Origin of the sequence: Pseudoxanthomonas daejeonensis, assembly GCF_010093205.1 — a bacterium.
Taxonomy (GTDB): domain Bacteria; phylum Pseudomonadota; class Gammaproteobacteria; order Xanthomonadales; family Xanthomonadaceae; genus Pseudoxanthomonas; species Pseudoxanthomonas daejeonensis.
The window spans coordinates 36510-57026 of sequence record NZ_PDWN01000004.1; the positions used below are offsets into that span (position 1 = coordinate 36510).

The 20517-nt window shown below is 69.0% G+C and carries 15 protein-coding genes; 6 read left to right on the forward strand and 9 right to left on the reverse strand.

Translation table 11 applies throughout. The features are described from left to right. Positions 1 to 116: 116 nt before the first annotated feature. On the reverse strand, positions 117 to 1472 hold the full coding sequence (gene xseA, locus CSC65_RS05010; RefSeq protein ID WP_162409066.1) for an exodeoxyribonuclease VII large subunit: 1356 nt from the start codon (positions 1470 to 1472) through the stop codon (positions 117 to 119). A gap of 126 nt (positions 1473 to 1598) precedes the next feature. Beyond that, positions 1599 to 2687, reverse strand: a complete 1089-nt coding sequence (gene queG, locus CSC65_RS05015; RefSeq protein WP_162409068.1) for a tRNA epoxyqueuosine(34) reductase QueG — start codon at positions 2685 to 2687, stop codon at positions 1599 to 1601. A gap of 102 nt (positions 2688 to 2789) precedes the next feature. On the opposite strand from queG, the gene CSC65_RS05020 reads away from it, so the two are divergent. The 6 genes from CSC65_RS05020 (at position 2790) to CSC65_RS05045 (ending at position 10213) form a co-directional block, all read left to right on the forward strand. Then, positions 2790 to 4286, forward strand: coding sequence for an NAD(P)H-hydrate dehydratase (locus CSC65_RS05020; protein WP_162409070.1), 1497 nt, complete (start codon positions 2790 to 2792; stop codon positions 4284 to 4286). Next, positions 4283 to 4762: a tRNA (adenosine(37)-N6)-threonylcarbamoyltransferase complex ATPase subunit type 1 TsaE gene (gene tsaE / locus CSC65_RS05025; protein ID WP_162409072.1), complete on the forward strand. Its 480-nt coding sequence runs from the start codon at positions 4283 to 4285 to the stop codon at positions 4760 to 4762. Before CSC65_RS05020 ends, tsaE begins: the two co-directional genes overlap by 4 nt. Before the next feature lie 81 nt (positions 4763 to 4843). Next, positions 4844 to 6403 carry an N-acetylmuramoyl-L-alanine amidase gene (locus CSC65_RS05030; protein WP_162409074.1) on the forward strand — a complete coding sequence of 520 codons (1560 nt, stop codon included), beginning with the start codon at positions 4844 to 4846 and terminating at the stop codon, positions 6401 to 6403. 88 nt (positions 6404 to 6491) lie between these two features. Further along, positions 6492 to 8312, forward strand: coding sequence for a DNA mismatch repair endonuclease MutL (mutL, locus tag CSC65_RS05035; protein ID WP_162409076.1), 1821 nt, complete (start codon positions 6492 to 6494; stop codon positions 8310 to 8312). Further along, entirely contained in the window at positions 8309 to 9271 is a 963-nt protein-coding gene (locus CSC65_RS05040; protein WP_425501310.1) for a DUF1684 domain-containing protein, read from the forward strand. The genes mutL and CSC65_RS05040 overlap by 4 nt, the downstream gene beginning before the upstream one ends. A gap of 33 nt (positions 9272 to 9304) precedes the next feature. Then, entirely contained in the window at positions 9305 to 10213 is a 909-nt protein-coding gene (locus tag CSC65_RS05045; protein ID WP_162409078.1) for a TraB/GumN family protein, read from the forward strand. A gap of 159 nt (positions 10214 to 10372) precedes the next feature. Here the strand turns inward: CSC65_RS05045 and rnfB are convergent, their stop codons facing one another. The 7 genes from rnfB to CSC65_RS05080 all read right to left on the reverse strand — a co-directional run bounded on the left by rnfB (position 10373) and on the right by CSC65_RS05080 (position 20503). Further along, positions 10373 to 10798 carry an Rnf electron transport complex subunit RnfB gene (gene rnfB, locus CSC65_RS05050; RefSeq protein ID WP_162409080.1) on the reverse strand — a complete coding sequence of 142 codons (426 nt, stop codon included), beginning with the start codon at positions 10796 to 10798 and terminating at the stop codon, positions 10373 to 10375. A gap of 27 nt (positions 10799 to 10825) precedes the next feature. Next, positions 10826 to 11416 (reverse strand): HAD-IB family hydrolase, encoded by a 591-nt coding sequence (locus CSC65_RS05055; protein ID WP_162409082.1) that lies wholly within the window; start codon positions 11414 to 11416, stop codon positions 10826 to 10828. A 130-nt stretch (positions 11417 to 11546) separates the two neighbouring features. Beyond that, entirely contained in the window at positions 11547 to 13667 is a 2121-nt protein-coding gene (metG, locus tag CSC65_RS05060; RefSeq protein WP_162409084.1) for a methionine--tRNA ligase, read from the reverse strand. A gap of 303 nt (positions 13668 to 13970) precedes the next feature. Next, positions 13971 to 14420 carry a DUF2147 domain-containing protein gene (locus CSC65_RS05065; RefSeq protein WP_162409086.1) on the reverse strand — a complete coding sequence of 150 codons (450 nt, stop codon included), beginning with the start codon at positions 14418 to 14420 and terminating at the stop codon, positions 13971 to 13973. A 92-nt stretch (positions 14421 to 14512) separates the two neighbouring features. After that, positions 14513 to 15331: a sel1 repeat family protein gene (locus CSC65_RS05070; protein ID WP_162409088.1), complete on the reverse strand. Its 819-nt coding sequence runs from the start codon at positions 15329 to 15331 to the stop codon at positions 14513 to 14515. A 137-nt stretch (positions 15332 to 15468) separates the two neighbouring features. Further along, entirely contained in the window at positions 15469 to 17472 is a 2004-nt protein-coding gene (locus CSC65_RS05075; protein WP_238390286.1) for a S9 family peptidase, read from the reverse strand. A gap of 76 nt (positions 17473 to 17548) precedes the next feature. Further along, on the reverse strand, positions 17549 to 20503 hold the full coding sequence (locus CSC65_RS05080; protein WP_162409090.1) for a TonB-dependent receptor domain-containing protein: 2955 nt from the start codon (positions 20501 to 20503) through the stop codon (positions 17549 to 17551). Between the last annotated feature and the right edge of the window lie 14 nt (positions 20504 to 20517).

The window sequence follows — 20517 nt, forward strand, 5'->3', positions numbered from 1 at the left end:
CGTGGCGGCTCCCGGTTTTCGGCAGCGTGCGCCGCATCCGTGCACCGGCGGTTACCGGAAGGTGACCGCGCCATGACCGTGGGGTCGGCGCGACGGATTGCAGGAGTTGCGTTGCGTCAGCGCTCGGGATCGGCTGCTGTCACGCCCGTCACCGAAAGCGCGATCACGCCGTCGCGGACGCGCGCCTGCAGGCGGTCACCGGGCGCAGCCTGCGCCGCCGACTGGACCAGGCGCCCGTCGTCGGCGCGGGTGAGGATCGAATAGCCTCGCGCCACCGTCGCCAGCGGACTGCAGGCCTCCAGCGAGCGGGCAAGTGCGCGCAGCTGCAGCGCATCGCGTTGCAGGACGCGGGCCACGGCTGCCTGCGGGCGCGCCTGCAGGCGCTGCAGGCGTGCCTGCAGCTGGGCCAGGCGGCGCGAGGGATGGTGCGCGCGCAGGACCGCATCGGCGTGCCGCAACCGGGCCTGCCGCTGCTGAAGCTGCTCGCGCCACAAGGCCTGCAGCCGGCGCAGCGACTCGGCATGGCGCTGCCGCAGCAGGCGCAGCCGGGCCTGCGGGGATTGCGCCTGCAGGCGCAGGACGGCGCGATCGGCGCGCTGCATCGCCTGGCGCAGGCGTTGCCGCTGCACGCCCAGCAGCCGCGCGTGCAGCGCACGCAACCGTCCCTGCAGGTCGCGCTGGTCTGGAACCAGCAGCTCGGCGGCGACCGAAGGCGTCGGTGCGCGCACGTCCGCGGCGAAATCGGCCAGGGTGAAGTCGGTCTCGTGGCCGACCGCCGACACCACCGGCACCGGCGAGGCCGCGATCGCGCGGACCAGGCGTTCGTCGTTGAACGCCCACAGGTCTTCCAGCGATCCGCCGCCGCGCGCCAGCAGCACCGCGTCGTACCGGCCACTGGCGCCGGCGCGGCGCAACAGGTCGGTGATCTGCGCTGCGGCGCTCTCGCCCTGGACCAGGCTGGGCAGGATCTCCACGTCCAGCAGCGGCATGCGCCGCGCCAGCACGCTGAGCACGTCGCGCACGGCCGCACCGGTGGGCGAGGTGATCACCGCCAGCCGGCGCACGTAGGCGGGTAGCGCACGCTTGCGCGCGGCATCGAACAGCCCTTCCGCTTCAAGCCGGGACTTCAGCTCGTCGAAGGCACGGCGCAGCGCGCCTTCGCCGGCTTCCTCCATGTGGTCGAGCACGAGCTGGTAATCGCCGCGCGCCTCGTAGAGGGTGAGCCGGCCGCGGCCAAGCACCTTCAGGCCTTCGCGCGGTACGAACTTCAGCCACTGGCTCTTGGGCTTGAACATCGCGCAGCGCACCTGCGCGCGCGCGTCCTTCAGGGTGAAGTACAGGTGCCCTGAACCGGGGCGGGTGATGTTGCCCAGCTCTCCTTCGACCCAGACCAGCGGAAATGCGCTTTCCAGCAGGTCGCGCGCCAGCGTGTTGAGCTGGCTCGGGGTCAGGACGGGATTCTGCTGGGACATCGGGCTCGCGTGGCGCGGCGGGACAGGATAGCGCGGAGGAGCAGGTCGCGCCGGAGCCGTGCTGGCACCGGGCGAAGTTCGTCCCGCGGTCGTCGATCCGGATATCCCGCGAAGAGCAGGCGCCCGCTACGACGCGTCGTGCCGCGCCAGCGCCCACTGCACGTGTTCGCGGACCAGTGCCGACGCGTGTTCGCGCCGCGACTCGAGCGCCGCCAGGGTCGCGGGCGTCGTCGGTGCATTGCCCAGCGCCACGGCGATATTGCGCAACCAGCGCTCATGGCCGCTGCGACGGATCGGACTGCCCTCGGTGCGCTGCAGGAACTCCGGTTCGTCCCACGCGAACAGCTGCGGCAGGGTCGCCGTGTCCAGGTCGTTGCGCGCGCGGAAGTCGGGTTCGTCGCTGCGCCTGGCGAACTTGTTCCAGGGGCAGACCAGCTGGCAATCGTCGCAACCGAAGATCCGGTTGCCGATCGCCGGGCGCAGGTCCTCGGGGATGGCGCCTTCGTGCTCGATGGTCAGGTAGGAGATGCAACGCCGTGCGTCCAGCCGGTACGGGGCGACGATGGCCTGGGTCGGGCAGATGTCGATGCAACGGGTGCAGGTACCGCAGTGCGCGCTCGCCGGTGCGTCCACCGGCAACGGCAGGTCGACGTAGATTTCGCCGAGGAAGAACCACGAGCCGCCGTCGCGGTCGATCAGGCACGTGTGCTTGCCGATCCAGCCCAGCCCGGCATTGCGTGCCAGCGCGCGTTCCAGCACGGGCGCGGAATCGACGAAGACGCGGTGGCCGAACGGGCCGATCTCCTGCTGGATGCGCTCGGCCAGCTTCTGCAGGCGATTGCGCATCAGCTTGTGGTAGTCGCGGCCCAGCGCGTAGCGGGCCACGTAGGCGCGCCCGCTGTCGGCGAGCGTATCCCACGCCTCCTCGCCGTCGTTGCGGCCGTAATCCAGGCCGACCGAAATCACCCGCAACGTGCCCGGAATCAATTCGCCCGGCCGCGAGCGCTTGTCGCCATGCGCGGCCATCCAGTCCATGGTTCCGTACAGGCCATGGGCGAGCCAGTCGCGCAGGTGCGCTTCGTCCTCGCCCAGTTCGATGCCGGCGATGCCGCAACGCTGGAAGCCGAACTCGCCAGCCAGTTCGCGCACGCGCCGTGCCGCCGCGAACGGATCGGCGGGGGAGGCGGGCGCGGCGTCGGATGGTGCCAGGGGCATGGCCGAATTATAGGGATTGGCTCCGCCAGGCATGGGCGATCCGCCGTCGCCGTGACGACGGTGCCGCCGGCCGGGACGCAGGCGAGCGGCTAGAATCGCCCGATGCCCGCCATGCCCGTCCTCCACGATTCGACTGCCGCCCGCGAGATCGATCGCCAGGCGACCCTGGCGCTGGGGGGCGATGGCTACGTGCTGATGCAGCGCGCCGGCATGGCCGCCTGGCGCGTCCTGCTGCAGCGCTGGCCGCAGGCTCAGCGCGTGCTGGTGGCTTGTGGCAGCGGCAACAACGGGGGCGACGGTTACGTGCTGGCGCGGCTCGCATTGCAGTCGGGTCGCAGGGTGCGCGTGGTCCATCCGGCCGACGGCGGTCCGCGCACGCCGCTGGCCCAGCGCGCCTGCACCGAGTACGTGGCGATTGGTGGCCACGTCGATGTGTTCCCGGCAGGGCTGGACGACGCCGACGTGATCGTCGATGCGCTGTTCGGCATCGGCCTGGCGCAGGCACCCCGCGACGGCACGGCGGCGCTGATCCAGGCGCTCAACGACACGGGAGCGCCGGTCTTCTCGCTCGACGTGCCCAGCGGCATCGACGCCGACCGTGGCAGTGCGCCCGGCGCGGCGATCCACGCGCAGTGCACGCTGCAGTTCATCGTCGCCCATGCCGGTCTGCATACCGGTGCGGCGCTGGACCACGCCGGCGAACTGCTGCTCGATCCGCTCGAGGTCGATGCGACGCGGTACGAAGGCTCGGCGCCCGCTGCCGCTGCGTTGCTGGCCGCGCCAGCCTTGCGCGCATGGCTGCCTCGGCGTCGTCGCGATACCCACAAGGGCCAGTCCGGCCGCGTGCTGTGCGTCGGTGGCGATCATGGCGGCGGCGGTGCGATCGTGCTCTGCGCCGAGGCTTCATTGCGGGGTGGTGCCGGCCTGGCCAGCGTCGCCACCCGTGCCGGGCACGTGCCGGCGATCGTGGCGCGATGCCCGGAGGTGATGGCGCGTGCCGTCGAAGGCACCGGCGAATTCGCACCCATGCTCGAAGCGGCCGGCGTGGTCGCCTGCGGTCCCGGGCTTGGCCAGGATGAGTGGGGCGGCGCGCTGTTCCGGCGCGTGCTCGCAAGTGGACGTCCACTCGTGCTCGACGCCGATGCGCTCAACCTGCTCGCGACGGCATCGCACGCGTTGCCCGTGCCGGCCGATGCCATCCTCACCCCGCATCCGGGTGAAGCGGCGCGCCTGCTCGGCATCGATACCGCCATTGTCCAGCGCGATCGTTTCGCCGCACTCGCGCGCCTTGTCGATCGCTACGCCTGCACCGTGGTGCTGAAAGGCGCAGGCACGCTGGTCGGTGCGCCCGGCCAGGTTCCCTGCGTGCTGGCTGCGGGCAATCCCGGCATGGCCACCGGCGGCATGGGCGACCTGCTGACCGGGACGATCGCGGCGATGCGCGCGCAGGGCCTGCCCGCTTTCGAGGCGGCCTGTGCGGGTGCGTTGCTGCACGGCCTCGCGGGCGATGCCGCGGCCGCGCACGGCGGGCAACGCGGGCTGATGCCATCGGACCTGCTGCCATGGCTGCGGCATTTCGCAAATCCGGGGGACGAATGATGCGATTCGGACTGGTCGACGCCGATGCCACGGCGGTGCTCGGGCGAGCACTCGCCAGCACGCGCCCGCCCGTTGCGGTGGTGCACCTGCATGGCGACCTGGGCGCCGGCAAGTCCACGCTGGCGCGCGCGCTGCTTCGCGAACTCGGGGTGCACGGACCGATCCGCAGCCCGACCTATACGCTGGTCGAGCGTTATCCGGTCCCGGGCGGGGAGGCGTGGCATCTGGACCTGTACCGGATCGGTGACGCGGGCGAGCTCGATTTCCTCGGCCTGGACGGGGACGAAGCCACCCTGTGGCTGGTCGAATGGCCCGAGCGGGGCGCGGCGGCGCTGCCGCTGGCCGACCTCCACGTGCATCTGGCGATGGACGGGGCCGGGCGGAGTGCAAGGCTGGAGGCCGGGACCCTCGCGGGCGGTGGTTGGCTGGCCTCCGTCGCCGAAACCGGTCGGTTGCAGGGCCTTTCTGTCGAGTGACCCTAGGAAGGTAGTCCAGGTCCCGGATTATTAAGGGAAAAGGGCTTGCAATCCTTGGAGCATGGTGCTTGAATCCCGGCCATGCGCCAAGGGATAGACCGGTTCGGACGGTGGACGGTGGGCTTCGTGCTCGCCGCGCTGTCGTTTGCCGGCACCGTCCAGGCTGGCCAGGTCAGTGCGGTGGCGCTGGAGCAGGGCGCCACGGGCACCCGCGCCGAGGTCCAGCTGCAGGGCGCCGGCCAGTACAAGACCCTCTCGCTCGCCGGACCGCACCGGCTCGTGCTTGACCTTCCCGATTCCCGGGCCGCGCGCGGGCTGAAGCTGCCGGCGCCGGCAGGCGTGGTCACGTCCGTGCGTACCGGCCAGCCCGTGCCGGGCACGCTGCGCATCGTGTTCGAACTCGCCGCGCCAGTGGCTGCCCTGCCGCTGCGCATGGAGCCCTCCAGCGGCGGCGCGCGCCTGTTGATCGAGTGGCCCGGCGATGGTCCGGTGGTTGCCGCGACCCCCGCGCCGGTCCCGGTCACTCCGGTCCCGACGCCGACGTCCGTGCCGGCGACTGGCGCCCCCGCGGTCGCCACGGCTCCGGCCCAGGATCCGCGCGAGGAAGCCGCCCGTGCCACGGCGCTGCTGACGGCACAGGTCGCCCAGGCCCTCAACCGGCCGACAGACACTTCCCCCGCTCCGACGCCGGCAACGGTTCCGGCCGCATCGCCGCAGGCGATCCTCGAGGGGCGCGCAACAACCGCTGCCCCCGGGATGAGCACGCCGGCCGTGGCCAGCATGAGCACGGTGACCGTGCCCGCTCCGGTGGTGGCCACGCCCGCGCCGGTGACGTCCGGCCCCGTCGCCCCGCTGCCGCGTCCGTCGATTTCCGCCGCCGGCATGCGCACGCTGGTGGTGGCCATCGACGCTGGCCACGGTGGCCAGGATCCAGGCGCGATCGGACCCACCGGCAAGCGCGAGAAGGACGTCACCCTGGCGATGGCCCGCGAACTGGCGCGCCAGGTCAATGCGATCCCGGGCCTGAAGGCATTCCTCGTGCGCGAATCGGATGTGTTCATCCCGCTGCCGATGCGCGCCCAGCGCGCGCGCGCGGCGAAGGCCGACATCTTCGTTTCCCTGCACGCCGATGCCGCGGAGAACCGCAGTGCGCGCGGCTCGTCGGTCTACGTGCTGTCGACCAAGGGTGCGTCCTCGCAACGTGCGCGCTGGCTGGCCGACAAGGAGAACGCGGCCGACCTGGTCGGCGGCGTGCGCCTGCAGCAGACCGAAAACGTGCTGGCCAGCGTGCTGCTGGACCTGGCCCAGAGCGGCCACATGCGCGCTTCCGAGGACGCGGCCAACCACGTGCTGGGCGGACTCAAGCGGGTCGGCAACAACCACAAGCCCAACATCGAGCGCGCCAACTTCGCCGTGCTGCGCACCTCGGACATGCCGGCGATGCTGGTGGAGACGGCCTTCATCTCCAACGCCGAGGAAGAGAAGCGCCTGATCGACCCCGCCTACCAGCGCAAGGTCGCCAGCGCCGTGGTCGACGGAATCAATACCTACTTCACCCGCCAGCCGCCGCCGGGCACGTTGTTCGCCGCGCGTGCCGAGGCCGAGAGCCTGGCGATGGCCGGTGCGGGCGGCACGCCCTGACATTTCCGCCGCCGCCGGGCGCGAGCGGCGCCGCCAGCGGCTATCATCGACACCTGTCTTCCGAACCGGCGCACGACGCCGCGACGCCGTGCCGATCCGACCGCTTCCGGACACCCTGATCAACCAGATCGCCGCAGGCGAAGTCGTCGAGCGGCCCGCTTCGGTGGTCAAGGAGCTGGTCGAGAACGCGCTCGATGCCGGCGCACGCCGGGTCGACATCGACCTGGAGGAGGGCGGCATCCGCCTGATCCGGATCCGCGACGACGGCGGCGGCATCGCGCCGGAGGAACTGCCGCTGGCGGTGTCGCGCCACGCGACCAGCAAGATCGCCTCGCTCGACGACCTGGAAGCGGTGGCCACGCTGGGCTTCCGCGGTGAGGCGCTGCCGTCGATCGCTTCGGTGAGCCGCTTCCTGCTGGCTTCGCGCCGTCCGGACGACGAGCACGGGGCAAGCTTGCAGGTCGATGGAGGGCGCGTCGGCGAGATCACGCCCAGGGCGCATGCCCAAGGCACCACGGTGGAAGTGCGCGACCTGTTCTTCAACGTGCCTGCGCGCCGCAAGTTCCTGCGCGCCGAGCGCACCGAGCTGGGCCACATCGAGGAATGGCTGCGCTCGCTGGCACTGGCGCGGCCGGACGTGGAACTGCGGGTGAGCCACAACGGCAAGCCTTCGCGGCGCTACCGGGCCGGCGACATCGAAGCGGCCGCGCGCCTGGGCGAGACCCTGGGCGAGGACTTCGCGCGCAGCGCGTTGCGCATCGACCACAGCGGCGCCGGTTTGCGCCTGCACGGCTGGATCGCGCAGCCGCACTATTCGCGCGCGAGCGCCGACCAGCAGTACCTCTACGTCAATGGCCGCTCCGTGCGTGACCGCAGCGTCGCCCATGCGGTGAAGATGGCCTACCAGGACGTCCTGTTCCATGGCCGCCAGCCGGCGTACGTGCTGTTCCTCGAACTCGATCCGGTGCGGGTGGACGTCAACGTGCATCCGGCCAAGCACGAGGTCCGTTTCCGCGATGCGCGGCTGATCCACGATTTCGTCTATCGCACCTTGCAGGAGGCGCTGTCGCACACGCGCGCCGGCATGGATGCGGCCGTGGTGGCCGCACCCGCGGCGGGCACGGCATCCTTCGCCGGCAATGCCGCCACGACATCGTCCTGGACGCCGGTTGCGCAGCCGCTGGGCCTGCGCGTGGACGAAGCCGTCGGCGCCTATGCGTCGCTCTATGCGCAGCCGGCCACGACGCTTGCCGATGCGATGCAAGCCGGCACTGCGCAGCCGATGCCGCAGCACGGCACCGCGTTGCCCGAGCGCAACGGCCAGGTGCCACCCCTCGGGTATGCGATTGCGCAGCTGCACGGCATCTACATCCTGGCCGAGAACGCCGACGGCCTGGTGGTGGTCGACATGCATGCCGCACACGAACGCATCGGCTACGAGCGGCTTAAGAACGCGCACGATGGCATCGGCCTGCGCGCGCAGCCGCTGCTGGTGCCTTTGATGCTGGCCGTCGGCGAACGCGAGGCCGACGTGGCCGAGCGCGAGGCGCAGACCCTGGCCGACCTGGGCTTCGACGTCACCCGCAGCGGGCCGCAGGCGCTGAGCGTGCGCAGCGTGCCCGCATTGCTCGGGCATGCCGAACCGGAGGCGCTGCTGCGCGACGTGCTTGCCGACCTGCGCGAACACGGTGCCAGCCGTCGCGTTGCCGCGGCGCGCGACGAACTTCTGTCGACGATGGCCTGCCATGGCGCGGTCCGTGCGAACCGGCGCTTGACCCTGCCGGAAATGAACGGCCTGCTGCGCGACATGGAAGCCACCGAACGTTCGGGGCAATGCAACCACGGCCGCCCGACCTGGGCGCGCTTCAGTCTGGGGGAGATCGATCGATGGTTCCTGAGGGGAAGATGAGGATTGCACGTGTCGCCGGCATCGCCATGGGGATGGCTTCGCTGGCGGGAATGCTGGTCGCATGCGGCGGGCTGGGCGGGGGCGGCGAAGAAAAGAAGGCTTCCGCGCCCAAGGTCGACCAGGCGTTCATGGCCGAGCAACAGGCCTGGCGCAACCAGCGCCTGGAAGACCTGTTGCGGCCCGACGGCTGGACCAGCCTGGTCGGGCTGCACTGGCTGGAACTGAAGGCGCACTACGTCGGCAGCGGCGCGCGCATCGGCAACGGCGTGCGCTTCGCTTTCGGTCCCGAGAAGATGGGCATGGTTTCGCGCGATGGCGCGGGCGGCTGGTCGTTCACGCCGGAAAGTGGCGTCGCGCTCACGCTCAACGGCGAACCGCTCAAGGGGCGCGTGGCGCTGCACAGCGACCAGGATCCCGAGCCGGCGGTAATCGGATTCGACGAGGGCAAGGGGCAGGTGACCCTGCTCCGTCGAGGCGATCGCGACGCGTTGCGGGTCAAGTACGCCGACGCACCCACGCGCCTGCAGTTTGCCGGCCTGAAGTACTGGGCGCCCGATCCCTCATGGCGTATCGAGGGCCGCTTCATCCCGCACCCGCCCGGCAAGACCTTGCCGATCGGCGACATCGTCGGCACGCAGAGCGATTCGCCCAATCCGGGCCTGGTCGAGTTCGAGCGCGATGGCGTCACCTATCGCCTGGAGGCGCTGGGCGAGGCGGGGCGCGAGCTGTTCTTCGTGCTCGCCGACCGCACCAGCGGGCATGGCAGCTATCCGGCCGGTCGTTTCCTCGAAGCCGCATGGCCAGGCGAGGACGGCAAGGTGGTGCTGGATTTCAACCGCGCCTACAACCCGCCGTGTGCGTTCACCCTGTTCGCCACCTGTCCCTTGCCGCCGCCTGAGAATCGCCTGGACGTGGCGATCGACGCGGGCGAGAAGACCTATGTGTCGCCGGTGCACTGAGCTGCCGGCGTCCGGCGCACTCTCAAGGAAGACATGATGATCCGTGCTCTGCGCCACCTCGCCACCGCTTTGGTTGTCCTTGCCGCGGCCGCCTTGCCGGCGCAGGCGGAGCCGCCGGTACCGCTGTTGTGGAAGGTGTCCGATGCCGACAACGCGATCTACCTGCTCGGATCGTTCCACCTGCTGACCCCGGCCGACTATCCCCTGGCCGCGGACGTGGACGCGGCGTACGCGGACGCCGAGGCGCTGGTGTTCGAACTGTCGCCTGAAGAGGTCGCATCGCCGGCATTGCCGGCGCAGATGGCGCGGGCGGCGATGCGTACCCGGCCCGGCACCCTGCAGGACGACCTGGGGCCCGGGCAGTGGGCGCGGCTGGAGGCCTACGCGAAAGCCAACAACCTGCCGCTGCAGCAGCTGGCGGCGTTCGAGCCCTGGTTCATCGGGCTGACGGTGAGCCTGATGGAAATGGGCAAGATGGGGCTGGATCCTGCACTGGGGCTGGACCGGCACTTCATGGACGCCGCCGCCAGCGCGCGCAAGCCGACCGCTGGACTGGAGCGCGCTGACGAGCAGATCGCGGTGCTGGCCGGAATGAGCCTACCCGAGCAGAAGCAGATGCTGGCCGAAGCGCTGCAGCAGGCTGAGGAAGGTCCGGAAAAATACCGCGACCTGCACCAGGCCTGGCGCGCAGGCGATGCGGAGCGGATGTGGAAGGAAATGGCCGCCGAGATGAAGCGCGACTATCCCGCGCTGTACCGGCGGATCAATGTCGAGCGCAACGACGCGTGGCTGCCCAGGCTGGAACAGCGCCTGGCACAGAAGGACGATGACACCCTGGTCGTGGTCGGCGCGCTGCACCTGCTCGGCGAGGACGGTGTGGTCGAGAAGCTGCGTGCCAAGGGCTACAAGGTCGAGCGGATCTGCTCGGCCTGCACGCGCTGATCGGCGTCGCCCGCCGGCCCATGCCTTCGCATGAGCGGGCATGCCTGTGAGACCGACGGCGCCTCTCTTGTAGGAGCGGGCACGACCGCGACACCGACTCCCCGGATATCGACATCGCCATCGTGATCGCAACACGCGCCCACGAACCGAAATCCACATCTAGGCGTGCGCTACAGGCTCCATCACGATGCAATCGACCGGGCACGCCGGCACGCACAGCTCGCAACCCGTGCACAGCGGATCGATCACCACGTGCATGAGCTTGGAGGCGCCGATGATCGCATCGACCGGACAGGCCTGGATGCACTTGGTGCAGCCGATGCAGTCGGCCTCCACCACGACCGCCACCTGCGCCGGCTTGTGCGTGCCACGGCTGCGGTCGTACGGCACGGGCGTTACGTCGAGCAGCAGGGCAAGTGCGCGTGCGCCCGCGTCGCCCCCGGGCGGGCAATGGTCCGGACCCGCCTCGCCACGCGCCATCGCCTCGGCATACGGCCGGCACCCCGGATAGCCGCACTGGCCGCATTGGGTCTGCGGCAGCAGGCAGTCGAGGTGTTCGCTGAGGTCGGGGGCGTGGTCGGGCATCGGTTCGTTGCGGTTTGGCCAGCCGTGTCAGGCGACGCGGCGGCCGCGGTACCAGCGCTCGTGCGCGAGGGCCAGCATCGGCCGGTCCTCGCGGCTGTCGCCGTAGGCGTGGATGCGCGCGTAGGCGTGCACATCGTAGCGCGCGCGGATGTCGGCGGCCTTGTGCCCGCCACGGTCGCCGCCGAGGTAGCGGCCCGTGAGGCGTCCGTCGATTGCCTCCAGTCGATTGCAGACCAGTTCCAGGCCGTGGCGATCGCACCAGGGTTGCAGGTACGCATCCAGCGAGCCTGAGACCAGCACCACGGTATCGCCGCGATCGCGGTGCCAGTCCAGGCGCTGCATCATTTCCGGCCGCAACAGGGCGGGTAGCTGTTCGGCGGCGTAGCGGGCGCCTGCTTCGGCCACTTGCTGCGGATCGCGCCCGCTGAACACGACGCGGGTCACCCGCGTGCGCAGCGCCGCGGCTGATACCACGCCCAGCCGGTAGCCGGCCAGCCACGGACCGATGCTCCACTTCGACGCAGTGAGCTGCTGCGGCGTTGCCAGGCTGCGAAGGAAGCGCGCATAGGTGTCGCAGGTGGTGACGGTGTGGTCGAAGTCGACGAGCGCGAGATCCATCGGGTCACTGTGGCGACGGCGGTGGCGGAAGATTGGCAAAACAGCACGTTGACGGGGACTGTGTGCGTCGTCGCGGCAGCATCGCTGCTTCAGGCGGAGTCGGCCGGAAGCGGCATTCTCCCGAAGCGGGTCAGCGTACCGGCATGCCGGGCTGCGCACCGGTGTCGGCGTCCAGCAACGCGAGCGCGCCGCCGTCGAAACCGGCGGACAGGATCATGCCTTCGCTGATCCCGAAACGCATCTTGCGCGGCGCGAGGTTGGCGATGAACACCACGCTGCGGCCCACGAGCTTCTCCGGCTCACCATAGCTGGCGCGGATGCCGGAGAAGATCTGGCGCTTGCCCAGGTCACCGGCGTCGAGCAGAAAGCGCAGCAGCTTGTCGGAGCCCTCGACGAAGCCGCATTCGAGCACCGTGCCGATGCGCAGGTCGAGCTTGGCGAAATCCTCGATGCCGATGTTCGGCGCAGCAGCGTTGTCGGCCACCGGTGCGGCGGGCTTCGATTCCACCTTCTTCTCGATCGCCGGTGCGACGGGGGCGGCAGCGGCGAGGGTGTCCCTGGAGGCTTCGGTCATGGCGTCGATGAGTTTGGTGTCGATACGGGTGAACAGGGGCTGGTACGCGGCGAGGGTGCGGTCTTCGAGTTCGACGCGCTGCCCCAGTGCGAGCGTCACGCCGAGATACTGCTCGGCCTTGGCGGCGGTGACCGGCAGGATCGGCTTGAGCGAGCCGGCGATGTCGGCGAATGCCTGCAACGCGGTGGTCAACACCAGGTGCAGGTCATTGCGGCGGGACGGATCCTTGGCCAGCGCCCACGGCGCGGTCCTGGCGATGTACTCGTTGGCCACGTCGGCTGCGGCCATGGCGTGGCGCGCGACGGCCGCGAAGTTGTTCTTCTCGTACTGGTCCGCGCCGAGCTGCAGGCCGGCCAGGATGTTCGCCAGCAAGTCACGTGATTCCTGCAGCCAGCCCTCCGTGAACGCGTCGGCTTCGCCCGCCTGACCGGAGAAACGGTACAGCGTGTTGCCGAAGTGGGTCTCCAGTAGCTTCGCGCAGCGGCTTGCCAGGTTCACGAACTTCCCGACCAGGTCGCTGTTCACGCGCGCCACGAAGTCGCCCAGGTTCAGGTCCAGGTCGTCGACGCCGCCCGAGGACTTGCAGGCGTAGTAGTAACGCAACGCCTCCGGTTCCAGGCCCGCGTCCAGGTAGGTGCGGGCCATGATGAAGGTACCGCGCGACTTGGACATCTTGGCGCCGTCCACGGTCAGGTAGCCGTTGACGTGCAGCCGGGTGGGTGCGCGGAACCCGACGCCTTCCAGGACGGCCGGCCAGAACAGGCCGTGGAAATTGACGATGTCCTTGCCGATGAAATGGTGCAGTTCGGTGGGGTTGGGCGCGGCGTCGGTGCCCTTGCGCAGGAATGCTTCGAAGTCGTGGCCCTTCTCCGCGCACAGGTTGCGGAAACTGGACAGGTAGCCGATCGGCGCATCCAGCCAGACATAGAAGTACTTGCCCGGCTGGCCGGGAATCTGGAAGCCGAAGTAGGGCGCGTCGCGGGAGATGTCCCAGGCGCGCAAGCCACCCTCGGCGTCCAGCCACTCCATCAGCTTGGCCTTGACGCCCGGCAGGGCCACGTCGCCGGCCAGCCACTGCCGCAGGAAGCCCTCGAACCGGCCGACCTCGAAGAAGAAATGCTCGGAGTCGCGCATTTCCGGCGTGGCGCCGGACAGCACCGACTTCGGGTCCTTCAGGTCGGTCGGCGCGTAGGTCGCGCCACAGACTTCGCAGTTGTCGCCGTACTGGTCGACCGTGCCGCAGTTGGGGCAGGTGCCCTTGATGTAGCGGTCAGGCAGGAACATGCCCTTGGCCGGATCGTAGAACTGCGCGATCGAGCGCCGGCCGATGTGGCCGCCGGCTTCAAGGCGCGAGTAGAGCAGTTCGGTCAGCTCGCGGTTGGCCGTCGAGTTGGTCGAGTCGTAGTGGTCGAATGCGACCCCGAAACCAAGGAAGTCACGCTCATGGCTGGCCTGCATGCCGGCGATGAAGGCCTCGGGGGTGACCCCGGCCTTTTCCGCGGCGAGCATGATCGGCGTGCCATGGGTGTCGTCGGCGCAGACGTAATGCACCGTATCGCCGCGCATGCGTCGCGCCCGGACCCAGATGTCGGCCTGGATGTAGCCGACCAGGTGGCCCAGGTGCAGCGGGCCGTTGGCGTAGGGCAGGGCATTGGTGACGAGCGCGGAGCGGGTCATGGTCGGCTTGGATCCAGGGGCCGGCGATTATCGCACGCTGCCGGAGCGGGCCTGCTCCGGCACGCGATTACTTACGGGTGCCTGCGTGGCCGGGAAGGCTGCAGTGACGTCCTGCACCACACCCCTCGGGTGCGAATGCCGCCCGGCATCGGCCGGTGGCCGCTGCCTCCCTTGTCGATTTCGCCTCCAAGGCGTACGGCGCAGGGGCGGCGCTCCCGGGGTGGCTTACCAGCCGTACCGCACGTCCGGAATGCAGCGACCCGGCCGGGGCCGGGTCGCGTGCGTGCCACGTGTCGCGTGGAATTACTGGCGGATCCAGGTCTGCGACTTGCAGATGAAGGCGATGCAGCCGGACACCTCCAGCTTCTTGCCGCCCTCGACCAGCTCCATCTTCGACTTGTAGACCTTGCCTTCGTCGGGCTTGAGGATGGTGCCGCCGGCGTAGGCGCCGCCACCTTCGGCTTTCATCCCGCGGATGATCTCCATCCCGGTGATCGGCTTGTTCTTGCGGTCGTCCTTGCACTTGTCGCAGACCGGGTTGGGCTTGCTCGGGTTGAGCAGCTCGACGATGTGGCCGCTGATGACGCCGTTCGGCGCCTGGGTGATCTCGACGATCGACTTGGGCTTGCCGGTCTCGCTGTCGACGGTCTTCCAGCGGCCGACGACCGAGTCGGCGGCGGTGGCGGAACCGGCGGCGAACAGCACCGGCAACAGCAAGGTGGCGAGAAGCGATTTGGAACCGGTACTGCGCATATCCCCTCCAGGACGTGGAGGTCCGGCCATGGCGGCCGGACCGTGGTTCCACTCTAGCGCAGCGGACCCGGGCTGCCTACGCCTGCGTACGGTCAGCGCGGCGTCGGCTTGCTCAGGTCGGCATCGTCCGGTTCCGGCGTCTTCGGTTCCTCGGCGTCGACCTGCGGTGCGGTAGCCGGTACGCGGGAGTTCGGGTTGTCATCGGTCCCGATCTGTTCGACCGGACCCACGTCCACGCGGCCGGTATACGAGCGTGCCCAGATCGAGTCCTGCAGCGCACGGTACTGCTTGGGATCCCAGTAACGCTCGTCGTAGTACTTGGAGCCGTCGATCTGGTCGTAGGTGCCGCCGGGCCCGGGCACGTAGATCTTCAGCGCGCCCGTGAATCCGGTGCGACTGCCGGCCTGTTTCGCGCGCTCGCGGTGCATTACCGCGGCCAGCCGCGGTTCTGAGGCGGCATCGGCGTACTTGGCGTAGACCTCCTGGCCGAGTTCCAGCGCGCGCGTGCGTTCCTCCTCGTCCATGGCGGCCCAGTAGCGCTCGCGGTGGCCGACGAAGCCTTCGTAGCCGCGTTCGGCCGCCAGGTCCATCCAGGCATAGGCCAGCGGACGATCCATGGCCACGCCCTGGCCCGTCCAGAGCATCTCCGCGACCATGCCCTGCGAAGGCTTGTCGCCGTACCAGGCGGCACGCTTGAAGAAGCTGAAGGCGTCGGCGTGGTTGCCTTCCTTGAACTGTTTCTGCCCGTTCAGGCGGAAGCGCAGGTCCGGATGCGAGGACAGGAAGCCGCCACTCATCATCACCGCGTCCTGGGTCGGGTCCGGCGCGGGCTTGTCCGCCGCCGACACGAACGGTGCGTACAGCGATGCGAGCAGCAACAGGCCGACCACCTTCCCTTGCTTTGCGTCCATCCCTTCCTCCGGAGTCGCGCGACCATGCGCGGGGCCATTTTGCCGGGGCACCCGCAGCGCCGGAACCGCCGTTAGTCACAAGGACTCACGGGAAGGTTCCCGGCCCGGGCATGCCGGGCCGGGACAGGCGTGAAGCGTCAGTTGGTCCTTGCAGGGGTGCCGACGGTGACCCGGTCGCCGATGTGCCGGCCGAAGAAGTCGAGCATCTTCGTGTACAGCGCCAGGTTGTTCTCTTCCTTGTAGAAGCCGTGCATCTCGCCGGACTGGATGATGGTTTCCACCGGGGGGTTGCCCGCCTTGACCAGTGCGTCGCGCATGGCTTCGGTCTGTTCCGGTACGGCGCGTTCGTCGCGCGCCCCGGCGACCAGGAGCACCGGAATGCCGACCTTGTCTGCCTGCGACGTCGGTGAGGTGGCGCGCAGCTCTGCCTTGTCGGTGCCCAGCGTACGGCGCAGGAACCGCTGGCCCGACGTCCGCTTGGGGATGTCGCCCTTTACGAACATCATGTCCATGTCGTACACGCCCACGTAGCCGACCGCGCACTTGAACAGGCCCGGCTCCCGGATCGGCGCCATCAGCGACGAGTAGCCGCCGAAGCTGCCGCCGTAGATGCAGATGCGTTCCTTGTCGGCGTAACCCTGCTGGATCGCCCAGTGGGTGGCATCGAGGATGTCGTTCTGGATGCCCTGCGCCCACTGGCGGTGCCCCGCGTTGCGGAAGGCATCGCCATAGCCGCCGGAGCCGCGGAAGTTGACCTGCAGGACCGCGTAGCCGCGATTGGCGAACATCTGCGCCTCGCTGTTGAAGCGCCAGGTATCGCGTGGCCCGATCGGTCCGCCGTGCGGATTGACGATCAGCGGCAGGTTCTTGCCACTGCTGCCTTTGGGCAGCGTGAGGTAGCCATGGATGGTCTTGCCATCGCGGGTGGCGACAGAGAACGGCTTGACCGAGCCCATCTGCTCCTTCTTCAGCCACGCGCGGCCCTGCATCAGGAAGCGCGCCTTGCCGGCCTTGCGGTCGTAGAGGTACAGCTCGCCCGGGTTGCTGTCGCTGTAGACCGATACCACGATCAGGTTGCCATCCTTGGTCGCGCTGGAGAAATCGACCATCTCCCCCGGGAAGGCGGATGCCAGCGAACCGTAGACCTCCGCATCCGGATGCGCCTCGTCGATCATCGTGACCTTGGGTGCGCCGGCCTCGGTGACCACCGCGAGCAGGCTGCGCTCGTCGGTCGACCAGATCATCCTCGAGATGTCGGCCACCTTGTCCTGGTGGAGCACGGTGAACGAGCCGTCCGTCGTGTCCAGCGTGCCGATCGCCGCCGGTGCGCTGTTGTCGCTCTGCGAGGCGAAGACGATGCCGTCAGGCGTGGTGTGCACGACGTCCAGGTGCTTGCCGCCGGTCTTGGAGGCGCTTACCAGCGTCCAGGTGCCGTTCTCCTCGCGGCGATAGAGTTCGCTGCGCTCGTCGTACTCGCCTTCGTCGCCGCGGCTGGAGGTGCAGACCGCGAAGCGCGCCTTCTTGGCGGCGTCGAGCGCGATGCTGCAATCGGGTTTCGGCGCGCGCCCGAGCGAGGTGCGGCGACCGGTCACCGTGTCCATCATCACCAGTTCGGTGCCCGCGCCTTCCTTCGAAAGCGGGAAGTTCACTTCCATGATCACGTTGCGGTCGTCGTCGCGCAGGGTGTCGAGCAGCGAGAAGCGCTCGTTGTCCACCTGCTTGCCGCGCTGGGTCGCATCGCGGGTGCCGTAGAAGATCAGCGGGCGCGGCTGGCTGCCATCGGCATTCACCGCGTACCACTCGCCGGTGCCGAAGGGGGCCTCGTAGCTGCCCAGCTTGCGTACCGCGGTGAACATGAGCCGGTCTGGGCTGGTCCAGTGGAAGGCGCCGACGCTCTTGTCGTCCGGCAACTGGTTGATCTTCACCACGGACAGGTTATCGGTGCGCAATACGGTGAGCACGTCCTGCTCGCCGCGGTCCACGGTCATGGCCAGGTACTGGCCATCCGGTGAAATCTTCACGCCGCTGTAGGTGGGGTGCTTGACAAAGTCCTGGATCGGGATCTGTCCGCCGGCGGCCCACGCTGCCGCGGGAGCAGCCAGTGCCGCTGCAATGAGGAAGGTTGCGTTCCTGTAGTTCATCGATGCTCCTTGGGTTCCTCTTCGACAAAGAAAAGCCCGGCTTTCGCCGGGCTTTTCCGTTGTGGCGCATCTGGGATCAGAAGCGCCAGGACAGCGACATGTACAGGCGGCGGCCCAGCGGGTCGGCGCCGATCCACGGCTGGTAGAACGGATGTGCGGTGAAGCTGTTGTCTTCGCGGTACTGGTTGTCCAGCACGTTGATGACCTGCAGTTCCGCCTGCACGTTGTCGCCGAACTTCTTGGCGACGGTCAGGTTGTAGAGCATGTAGGGCGGCAGGCGACGCGAGTAGAAATCGCCAGCGGTGTTGGTGCCGTCGACCGCGGCGTTGGAGTACGCCGAGCCCAGACGCGTGCCGAACACCGTGGTGGTCCAGTCGCCGTAGTTCCAGCTCACGCTGCCGCGCACGCGGCTGCGCTGGGGGGTCCAGGAGTAGTTCGGCGCAACATCGCGATAGTCGATCAGGTCGTCGTCGGCGGTCTGCTTGTACTTGTTGGTCAGCACCAGCGTGTAGGCCAGGTCGGTGGTGAACGTGCCGGCGCGGTCGGTGTCGTAGCGCCAGCGATAGGTCGCATCCATGCCGCTGGTGTCGGTCAGCGCGGTGTTGATGTACGCCGAGTTGATCCGCTGCACGCGCTGGTCGTTCGGGGTTCCCGGCGCGCTTTCACGAGTGACCAGCGAGTAGACGTTGTTGCACACCGACGCGGTCGGCGCCGCGCTTCCGTCGCTGTAGGTGCCCAGGCGGCACGCGGCCTCGGTCTGCAGCAGGTAGTCGTTGGAGAACTGCGACGCGGCGTCGGTCAGCTTGATGCGGTAGTAGTCCAGCGACGCCGACATGTTGTCGGTGATGTCCCACACCAGGCCGGCACCCCACGACTCGCCTTCCTCTTCCTTCAGCTCGGCGTTGCCCGCGATGAGCGTCTGGGTCTGGTAGATGGTCGGGTCGCCGGTCACGTTGCACTGCGTGCGGGTACGCGGGCCACCTGCGGCACCGGCACCGATGCCGGCGCGGCAGGCGTACTCGTCCAGCACGGCGGCGTACGACGCTGCACCCTCGGCATAGATCAGCTGCATGTCCGGGGCGCGGAAGCTGGTGGCGTACGAGCCGCGGAACAACAGGGAATCGAGCGGGCGCCATTCCACGCCGAAGTTGTAGGTGACCGCGTCGTCGACAGAGGAGATGTCGTCGTACTGGTCCCAGCGCAACGCCGCTTGTGCGGTCAGCCTGTCGAAGATCGGGATGCGGAACTCGGCGCCGACGGCATAACGGTCGCGCTCGCCGTGCGTCTCGCCCGAGCTGGTCAGGTTGTAGACGGTCTGGTTGTCGAGCGGGCGCAGCTGGTCAAGGCGAGGATCGCTGACCAGGTCCATGGTCGAGCGGTTCCACTCCATGATGCCGGCGAAACCGACTGCGCCGGCCGGCAGCTCGAACAGGTCGCCGCTGACGTTGAAGCCGGCGGTGGCCGCGGTGGTCTCCGAGCGGTTGACCACGCGGGTGGCGAACGACTTGTAGATTTCCGGGGTGATCGGGGCAGACCAGCGGGCCAGGTTGATGTTGTGCGCCGCGTACGTGCCGGTCGGGCTGATCACGCCGGTCGTGCTGGCCCAACCCAGGCGCGGGCCGAGGAAGTAATCGTGCACGGCCTGGGCGAGCAGGCGCGGGCGGTCCGCGGTGTAGTCGTAGAAGCCGTAGCTGCCGTACGCCTCCCAGTCGAAGCGGTCGCCGAACATGCCACGTACGCCACCGGCCACCTCGTAGGTCGACTCGTCATAGAGGGTGGTGGCCGCTTCGGGGCCGCCCAGTTCCTCGGGCGAGAAGACGCGCTGCAGCTGCACCAGATCGCGGGTGCTGGTGTTGTACACGTACGCGGAGGCCGAGCCGGTGCGGGTGGTATTGAAGCGGTCACCGCTGGTGCCCCAGAACTCGGTGCCGGAGCTGGAGGCCGCGTCGCTGCCGTAGTACTGCAGGCTGGCCCAGGCCTGGGTGGTGTCGGTGATGTCGAACGTGCCGTAGCCGTAAGCCGACCAGTACTCGCTCTTGTTGGAGATGGTGCGCGAGCCGGGCTGGGTGAACGAGCCGCAGTACGTGCCGCGTGCGGCGGTGGTGCGGGTCTCGAAGCCGAGCGCGTCGCAGGCTGCGGCGCCAGGGTAGTAGGCGTTGTGGTTGACCGGGCCATTGGCGTTGGCCAGGCCGCGGATCATGATCAGCGACAGCGCCGGGTTGGTGAAGTCCGGTCCCAGCGGGCCATTGCGGGTGTCGGCCAGCCAGTCGCGCTGGTCGGCGAATACCGCTTCGGTGTTGCGGTACTGGAAGGCCCAGGTGGCGCTCCAGCGGTCGCCGGTCTTGCCGCCGACCAGTTCAACGCCGCCGGTGTCGCCGCCGCCGTTGGTGGTGGTGCCGGCGATCAGGCGCACCAGGTTGCCGTCGTAGTTCTGGCGGGTGACGATGTTGACCACGCCAGCCACCGCGTCGGAGCCGTAGATCGCCGAGGCGCCGCCGGCAAGCACTTCCACGCGCTCGACCACGGCTTGGGGAATGGCGCGCGTGTTGACCACGTTGTTGTCGCGGTTGTACGGCTGCGGGTACATGGCCGGGCGGCGGCCGTTGATCAGCACCAGGGTGTAGCCCGGGCCCAGGTTGCGCAGGTTCACCACCTGGGCGTTGGGCGAGAAGCCGGTCACGCCGAGGTCGCCGGTGAAGGAGGTCGAGGAATTCTGGCTGAGGCTCTGCAGCATGTCCGCGACGCTCTGGAAGCCTTCGCGGTCGATGTCCTCGCGGGTGATCACGGTGACCGGGGTCGGGCCTTCGATCTCGGCGCGCTTGATGCGCGAACCGACGACCGTCACCTTGTCCAGGTTGGCGGTGCCACCCGAGGTAGCCGCTGCCTGGGTGGACTGCGCTTCTGCGGAGGCCGTGCTGGCCGAGTCCGTTTCCTGTGCAAGTACCTGACCGGCAAGCAGCGGCAGGACCAGCGCAGAAATAAGGGCCGCACTCAGGCGGCTACGCTTGGGAGCGTGGTAGCGCTTGTTCATAATGAGGAATCCCC

Coding starts and splice junctions, on each gene's coding strand:
- CSC65_RS05020 (WP_162409070.1), top strand. CDS start 2,790: ATGCCCGCCATGCCCGTCCTCCACGATTCGACTGCCGCCCGCGAGATC.
- xseA (WP_162409066.1), bottom strand. CDS start 1,472: ATGTCCCAGCAGAATCCCGTCCTGACCCCGAGCCAGCTCAACACGCTG.
- CSC65_RS05055 (WP_162409082.1), bottom strand. CDS start 11,416: ATGGATCTCGCGCTCGTCGACTTCGACCACACCGTCACCACCTGCGAC.
- CSC65_RS05080 (WP_162409090.1), bottom strand. CDS start 20,503: ATGAACAAGCGCTACCACGCTCCCAAGCGTAGCCGCCTGAGTGCGGCC.
- rnfB (WP_162409080.1), bottom strand. CDS start 10,798: ATGCCCGACCACGCCCCCGACCTCAGCGAACACCTCGACTGCCTGCTG.
- CSC65_RS05040 (WP_425501310.1), top strand. CDS start 8,309: ATGAGGATTGCACGTGTCGCCGGCATCGCCATGGGGATGGCTTCGCTG.
- tsaE (WP_162409072.1), top strand. CDS start 4,283: ATGATGCGATTCGGACTGGTCGACGCCGATGCCACGGCGGTGCTCGGG.
- CSC65_RS05070 (WP_162409088.1), bottom strand. CDS start 15,331: ATGGACGCAAAGCAAGGGAAGGTGGTCGGCCTGTTGCTGCTCGCATCG.
- CSC65_RS05030 (WP_162409074.1), top strand. CDS start 4,844: ATGCGCCAAGGGATAGACCGGTTCGGACGGTGGACGGTGGGCTTCGTG.
- metG (WP_162409084.1), bottom strand. CDS start 13,667: ATGACCCGCTCCGCGCTCGTCACCAATGCCCTGCCCTACGCCAACGGC.
- CSC65_RS05045 (WP_162409078.1), top strand. CDS start 9,305: ATGATGATCCGTGCTCTGCGCCACCTCGCCACCGCTTTGGTTGTCCTT.
- CSC65_RS05075 (WP_238390286.1), bottom strand. CDS start 17,472: ATGAACTACAGGAACGCAACCTTCCTCATTGCAGCGGCACTGGCTGCT.
- CSC65_RS05065 (WP_162409086.1), bottom strand. CDS start 14,420: ATGCGCAGTACCGGTTCCAAATCGCTTCTCGCCACCTTGCTGTTGCCG.
- queG (WP_162409068.1), bottom strand. CDS start 2,687: ATGCCCCTGGCACCATCCGACGCCGCGCCCGCCTCCCCCGCCGATCCG.